Below are 7,097 nucleotides of genomic sequence, written 5' to 3' on the forward strand. Positions count from 1 at the left end.
GTGGCGCGATGACGGCGACCCGTTCGACGTGAACGGGGCCGTGAGACGTATCGAGGGGGAGGCACATGGCACGGATGCTCTACCAGTGGCAGCAGGAGGCCTTCGAAGCCTGGGCGGCGCACGAACACCGCGGCGTCATCGAGGCGATCACCGGCTCCGGCAAGACCCGGCTCGGGGTGCTCGCCGCCCGGGCGGCGCTCATGGCCGGTTACAAGGTCGTCGTCATGGTCCCGACGATCGAGCTGCTCGACCAGTGGATGCGGACGCTGCATGACGAGCTGCCCGAGGTCACGGTCGGCCGGCTCGGCGGCGGCCGGCACGACGACCTGCACCGGCACGACCTCGTCATCGGCACCGTCCACAGCATCGCGCCCACGTTCGATCACGACGCCGTGCCGCTGCTCAGCAGACACAGACAGGGGCTCGTCATCGCCGACGAGTGCCACCGGTATGCCGCCGACCGGTTCGCCGGCGCGCTCAGCGAGCATTTCGACTGGCGGCTCGGCCTCACCGCCACCTACGAGCGCGCCGATGGCCTGCACGAGGAGGTGCTCGACCCGTTCTTCGGCGGGGCCGTCCACCGGCTCTGGTACGATCGGGCGCTCGCCGAGGGCGTGATCGCTCCGTTCGACATCGCCCTGGTCGGCGTGGAGCTCGACGCGGGGCCGCGGGCACGGTACGACGCGCTGTCGAAGCAGATCCGTGAGACCCGGCAGGCGCTGCTGGGGTATCTGCCGGCCGATGTGCGCGACCGGCACGCGGGCGGCGCGGGGGAGGGCGTGCCGTTCCCCGTGCTGCTGCGGTTCGTGACCGCCTGGGCGGCGAGCCCGGAGGAGAGCCCGAGGCGCACGCTCGCCAGCCGGCTGCTCGGATCGATCGCCGAGCGGCGGGGCCTGCTCGCCGATGCCCCTGCGAAGATCGACGCGGTCGGTGCCCTCGCCCCGGCCGTGCGTCGCGCGCACGGGTCGCTCGTGTTCGCCGAGACGAAGGACGCCGCCCGCGCCGCGTCGGCCCGGCTCGCCGATGCGGGGCTGCGCACGGCCGCGGTGTACAGCGGTCTCGGACGGGAGGAGCGCCACGACCGGCTGGGCCGGCTGCGGGATGGTGAGATCGACGTCCTCGCCGCTCCGCGCGTGCTCGACGAGGGCATCGACGTGCCCGACGCGGATCTCGGCATCGTCGTCGCCGCGAGCCGCAGCCGACGGCAGATGGTGCAGCGACTCGGCCGCGTCATCCGCCGCAAGCGACCGCCGCGAGCGGGCCGGCTGGTGCACCTGTACGCACTGCGGACGGTGGAGGACCCGGAGGTGTCGGGCGACGAACACCTGGCCGCCGTGCTCGAGCACGCTCGGCGGCATCGGGTGTTCACCGGCGTCGACGATCCCGGGCTGCTGCCGTTCCTCGTCGAGCCGGTGCCGGTCGACGATCGCGAGCCCGACCTCGTCGCCGAGCCGGAGCTGTTCGGCCTCGATCTCGATGGCGATGACGCCGCCGCCGCGGGCCCCGTCGAGCAGGCCGCGGGCATCCACGTCTGCGCGGACGCGTTCCACGACTGGCTGCGCGTGATCGGCCGGTATGGGCTGTTGACAGCGGAGGAGGAGGTGGTGCTCGGCACCCGACGTCGTGCCGGCGCCGAGGCCGCGGCGGCGCTGGAACGCGGGGAGTTCACCACCCGGCGCGAACGCACCCGCCTCGAGCGGCGGGTGCGCGACGGGCGACGCGCCTGGGAGGCGTTCATCTGCGCGAATCTGCGGCTGGTGGTCAGCATCTCCACACATTATTCGGCGCATCGTGGCATCGCCGGGCTCGACCCGATCGACCTGGTGCAGGAAAGTCATCCGGGGCTCATGCGCGCGGTGCAGAAGTTCGACGAGAGGCGAGGGCTCAAGTTCTCCACCTATGCCACGTGGTGGATTCGCCAGTCGATCACCAGGGCGCTGGCCGAGAAGTCGAGGACCATCCGCGTGCCCGTGCACGCGGATGAGCAGATCAAGAAGATCCGGCGGTCGGCCGAGCAGGTGGTGGCGGCACACCCCGAGCTCGTGACCGCCGAGGATGGTGGACGCCGTGCGGTCGTGTCGCGCGTCGCCGAGCTGCTGGACGAGTCGATCGAGCGCGTGGAATGGCTGCTGGCCCGAGACGCCCCCATTCAGTCATTGGGCGAGCCACGGTGGATCGTCGAGGACGACCGGGTGACACTCGGGACCCTGGCGGAACTCCTGCCCGATGAACGCACCGAGCAGGAGTTCGAGGAGCTCGAACGCACCGAGATCGTGGAGTCGCTGCTGCTGTCACTCGATCAGCGGGAGCGCCTGGTGCTCGAGGCGCGATTCGGGCTGCTCACCGGGGAGGAGGAGACCCTCGACCAGGTCGGGGCACGGCTCGGCGTCACGCGAGAACGTGCACGACAGATCCAGAAGAAGGCGCTTGAGGCATTGCGAGTGCGCTGTGTGGAGTGGGAGGTCGCCCAGCCCCACTGAAGCTCAGGAGCAGAAGCAGAAGAAGCGTGAGGAGGAGAACAGGCCAGAAGTGCCTCGTCAGCTGTGTCAGTCTCTGCGTGACGGCGACTCACCGCCATACCGGCCGGCTGACCGTTCCGGCGGGCCGTCCGACCTGCGCTGGACCTGGTAGAAGGGAAGACCGTGCCCAACACCATCCCTGACTCTGTCGCCGCCTCGCGTCGGCGGCCGGCGATAGGGTGGGCACAGCCGTCAGACAGATTCCTCATCCGCGCGGCCGCCCGCAGAGGGGCTTGCGTCGGTGACGGGCTGTGACGGCATGTGTCACGGCGCCCTGCATCGAGCGGGACTGGGACGTCTAGGGGAGAGGGAAGCGATGAGTGACTTCGCGATCGAGCGGTTCCCGTTCGACATGGACATCATCGACACGGCGGGGGAGACCGAGCCGAAGCTTGTCAACTGGCCCATCGTGTACACACTCGACGACGACCGGCGCATCTACGTGGGTGAGTCGCTCAGTGCCGTGAGCCGCATGCATCAGCACCACGAGCATCCTGAGAAGCAGGGGATGAAACGGGTGCGCATCGTCGTCGACGAGACGTTCAACAAGTCGGTGTGTCTGGACCTCGAGTCGTACCTCATCCGCTACTTCGCCGGCGATGGTCGCTACGAGCTCGTCAACGGCAACACCGGGGTCACCGATGCCGACTACTACGGCCGGGAGCAGTACCAGGCACGCTTCGACGAGATCTTCGAACAGCTGCGCGCCGAGGGCCTGTTCAGTCGCACGATCCCCGAGATCGAGAACAGCGACCTGTTCAAGCTCTCGCCGTACAAGGCGCTCACCCGTGACCAGGCCGTCGCGATCGAGCAGATCCTCGAGGGGCTCTCCGCTGATCAGCGCGCCGGCGTCGGCAGCGAGATCGTCGTGCAGGGCGACCCCGGCACCGGCAAGACGGTCGTCGCGATTTACCTGACGAAGCTGCTGCGCGACATCGCCCGAGCTGACCCCGACGAGCAGCCCGAGGACTCGATGTTCGCCGACTTCTTCCTCGGTGAGCATCGCGCCGCTCTCGCCGACCTGCACATCGGCATGGTGATCCCGCAGCAGTCGCTGCGCGCGTCCATCCACGACGTCTTCCGGCGCGTCACCGGCCTCCACGACGTCGACGTGCTCAGCCCGTTCGACGCGGGGAAGGCCGCCGACCCCTATGACCTCCTCATCGTCGATGAGGCCCACCGGCTCGGCCAGCGCGCCAGCCAGCCTTCCGCGATGCTCAACCGCGAGTTCACGGAGATCAACCAGACGCTGTTCGGCGACGACGACCCGCGGCACACCCAGCTCGACTGGATCCGCGCCCGCAGCCGCCACCGCATCCTGCTGCTCGACACCGCCCAGAGCGTGCGCCCCTCCGACCTGCCCACGGCCACCCTGCAACAGGTCATCGACCAGGCTGAGCAGACCGGGCGCCGCTACCCGCTGTTCTCGCAGCTGCGAGTGCAGGGAGGCCGCGACTACATCGACTACGTGCGGCGCGTGCTGAGCGACGACCCACCCGAGCCCCGGTACTTCAGCGGCTACGACCTGCGCCTCTTCGACGACCCGGCCCAGCTCGTGCGGGTCATCCGGCAGCGGGATGCGGACATCGGCCTGTGCCGCCTCGTCGCCGGATACGGGTGGCCCTGGCGCAGCCGCAGAGACCCCTCGGCATGGGACATCGACCTGGGCGACGTGCGTCTGCGGTGGAACAGCACCCTGACTGACTGGATCAACACGCCGGGATCCGTCGAGGAGGTCGGCTCCATCCACACGGTGCAGGGATACGACCTCAACATCGCCGGCGTCATCATCGGCCCCGAGCTGGGCTGGGATGCCGAGCGTCGCCGCCTGCGCTTCAGTCGTGCCGACTACCACGACCGCAAGGGCAAGGAGAACAACCGCCGACTCGGCATCACCTACACCGACGACGACCTGCTCCACTACGTCGAGAACATCTACCGCGTGCTGCTCACCCGCGGCATGAAGGGCACCTACGTGTACGTCGCCGACCCCGAACTGCGCGAGCACTTGCGGCGATACTTCGAGATGTGAGGGCCTCGGGGCTGGGTCTTGTGGGCTGGAGCGAGTCCGGGCGTTGCTGTGGCATCCCCCATCGGTGCCGGCCGGGCGGTGTGTTCGCTCAGTCCCGTTGCTCCCACCCCACTGCCAGATGCTCCGGGAACTCCGCCGGGGGTGCGGGGAACGCGATGCGGGCAGCGTCGATCACGGGGCGCCCGAAGCCGGCGCTCGCCCCTCCGGAGGCGAGATCGCGGGTGAGGTCGGAGAGATCGTCCTCGGCCACGTCCTCAGCAAGCAGGCGCACCCAGGCTTCGCCGGCATCTGTGCCGGGCAGCTCCGGGTCGAGGTAGGCGACTGCGTCAGCTCGTCGCCGCACGATCGGCTGTGCTTCGGGGCCGGCGAGCAGCGCCCGCACGAGCACCGCACGACGAACGGGGGAGAGCCGCAGCCCGTGGATGTCCGCGACCGCCAGAGCGAACAGCGCGGTCACCTCGAACTCCACCCTCGCCGTCGCCACAGGGATGACCCGGTCGACCCCGTTCTGCATGCCGCGCACCGCGATGCTCGCACCCGCGGCAGCCACCGCGCCTTGGACCGGGCCGAGCATACGGCGTCTCGAGCCCGACTTCACACCGCGGCCGGCGGCCCGCCCAGCGGTTCGGGAGCCACGACCTGACCCAGTGGTGCCCGAGCCGTCGCGTCCGCCGGCGGCCATGCCGATGCCTGTGGTGACGACCGCCGAGATCGCGGTGACCGCCGCGTCCGCGAGGAAGTGGCCGACCGTGCCGGCCTGGCCGGTGCCCGTCACCGCGGCGAGGTACTGCTTCTCGAGCCGGCGGACGAGCTCGGCCGGCGTCGCGCGCGGGGACAGCCTGCGGAGCGTGCGCACGTAGCGGCGGGCAAGCTTCTGCCGGCCGCGCACCGCATCCTGCAGCAGGCGCTCGGCAGCGGCGCGGTCGGGGTCGTCTGCGGTGTTCGTGTTGCCGTTCCTGGTGCCGCTCGTGGTGTCCCGCTTGGTGTCGTCCGAGGCTTGCCCGTTCTCGCTCTCGCCTCGGGGCATGTCAGACCTGGGATCGTGCATGGGGCCTCCGTTCCTCGCCGTGAAGCCCATTGTCTCGCACAGATGGGGCGGCTGGACGATAGAGGCCGAAGCGCCTCTCGCCGAGGCCGATTCCTGAGCCTGCAGGCCCAGGAATCGGCAGTCGGCAGCCCCGTCGGTAAGGCGTTCACGAACCGTGAGCATCGGAACCGTCATCCTCGGCGTGGAAGTCATCCACGCTCGACGCAGCAGGGAACGGCACCACTTCACTCGAGTGGCTGTGACCTCAGCCCGCCATCGGCGACTTGGGCATGATGATCGGGCAGCGCGTACCTTCGAAGATGCTCGCGGCACACAGATTGCAGTGGATGCACAGCGACTTCTTGGCCTGATCGGCCTCGATGGTGTGGATGAGGTCGGGCTCCCGCAACAGGGCACGCGCCATGGCGACGAACTGGAAACCATCCCTCATCGCCGTTGTCATGCCCGCGTGGTCGGTCACGCCGCCGAGGAGCACCAGCGGCATGTCGAGCTCGGCGCGGAACTGCAGAGCATAGTCGCGGAAATACAGTGGCTCATACGGGTACTTCTTGAACACGGCCCAGCCGAACATCTTCATGCCCAGCTGCACGATCGGCAGCTGACTCTTGGCCATCTCATCGAGCGGGATGTCACCGCGGAACAGATACATGGGGTTCAGGAGAGAGGAGCCTCCGGTCAGCTCGAGGGCATCGAGAGTGCCATCACTCTCGAGCATCTTGGCGAAGGGAATCGACTCCTCGAGCCAGAAGCCCCCGGGCACTCCATCGGCCATGTTCATCTTGGCCAGCACGGCTGCTCTGCCATCGACGCGCTCGCGCACGGCCTCGAGCGTCCGCCGCGCAAAACGTGCTCGGTTCTCCAGCGAACCACCCCAGCCGTCCTTGCGGTGGTTGATCTTGGGGCTGAGGAACGAGCTGATCAGATAGTTGTGTCCCAGGTGCACCTCGACGGCATCGAAGCCCACGTCGACGGCCATCTCGGCGGCGTCAGCGTGCTGACGAATGATGCGCTCGATGTCCTCCTCTGTGGCGGCTTTGTCCAGCCCCATCGCCAAGGGGTTCAGCCGAGTGGAAGGAGCGATGGAGGGCAGGCCGGTCGATCGGGCATTGGCGACGGGGCCCGCGTGCCCGATCTGAGCGGAGACCTTCGCACCGGTGGCGTGCACCGCATCCGTCAATCGCTGCAGGCCGGGCAGCGCCTCTGAGCGCCAATAGATCTGGTCGGCCTCGGTGCGCCCCTCGGGAGCCACAGCCAGATAGGCGACAGTGGTCATGCCCACCCCGCCTTCGCCGAGTTTGACGGCTCATCGCGGATGGGAGTGTAGGAGCGGTCTGAATCCGCCGGCTTCGAGGAGCGATCTGGTGATGTAGGGTGTGAGGTTCCGGAAGCCGAGTGCGGAACCGCGAAGGTGCTCGAGCCGGCCGTTGATGGCCTCCGTCGGTCCGTTGCTCGTGCCGGGGCGGTCGAAGAACGCGAGGATGTCGACGGCGCGCTGTTT

5 protein-coding genes are annotated in these 7,097 nt (G+C 68.8%); 2 read left to right on the plus strand and 3 right to left on the minus strand.

All coding sequences use genetic code 11. From position 1 onward, the window contains the following. Positions 1 to 65 precede the first annotated feature (65 nt). Both F8O02_RS08845 and F8O02_RS08850 read left to right on the plus strand, forming a co-directional pair. Complete coding sequence (locus tag F8O02_RS08845) at positions 66 to 2,480, plus strand: sigma-70 family RNA polymerase sigma factor (protein WP_158036878.1); 2,415 nt, start codon at positions 66 to 68, stop codon at positions 2,478 to 2,480. Positions 2,481 to 2,835: 355 nt separating this feature from the next. Beyond that, positions 2,836 to 4,551, plus strand: a complete 1,716-nt coding sequence (locus F8O02_RS08850; RefSeq protein ID WP_158036879.1) for a DUF2075 domain-containing protein — start codon at positions 2,836 to 2,838, stop codon at positions 4,549 to 4,551. An 88-nt stretch (positions 4,552 to 4,639) separates the two neighbouring features. Here the strand turns inward: F8O02_RS08850 and F8O02_RS08855 are convergent, their stop codons facing one another. From F8O02_RS08855 to F8O02_RS08865, 3 genes are all read right to left on the minus strand, one after another. After that, positions 4,640 to 5,599, minus strand: a complete 960-nt coding sequence (locus F8O02_RS08855; protein WP_158036880.1) for a hypothetical protein — start codon at positions 5,597 to 5,599, stop codon at positions 4,640 to 4,642. Between the two features lie 244 nt (positions 5,600 to 5,843). Beyond that, complete coding sequence (locus F8O02_RS08860) at positions 5,844 to 6,878, minus strand: NADH:flavin oxidoreductase (protein ID WP_263970871.1); 1,035 nt, start codon at positions 6,876 to 6,878, stop codon at positions 5,844 to 5,846. Between the two features lie 24 nt (positions 6,879 to 6,902). Next, positions 6,903 to 7,097, minus strand: a 195-nt coding sequence (locus F8O02_RS08865; RefSeq protein WP_158036882.1) for a transposase, incomplete at its 5' end; no start/stop codon positions are given.

It is taken from the genome of Pseudoclavibacter caeni (assembly GCF_008831125.1).
Lineage (GTDB): Bacteria > Actinomycetota > Actinomycetes > Actinomycetales > Microbacteriaceae > Pseudoclavibacter_A > Pseudoclavibacter_A caeni.

Excerpts from the sequence above, each read along its gene's own strand:
- F8O02_RS08845 (WP_158036878.1), top strand. The coding sequence starts at position 66 with ATGGCACGGATGCTCTACCAGTGGCAGCAGGAGGCCTTCGAAGCCTGG.
- F8O02_RS08850 (WP_158036879.1), top strand. The coding sequence starts at position 2,836 with ATGAGTGACTTCGCGATCGAGCGGTTCCCGTTCGACATGGACATCATC.
- F8O02_RS08855 (WP_158036880.1), bottom strand. The coding sequence starts at position 5,599 with ATGCACGATCCCAGGTCTGACATGCCCCGAGGCGAGAGCGAGAACGGG.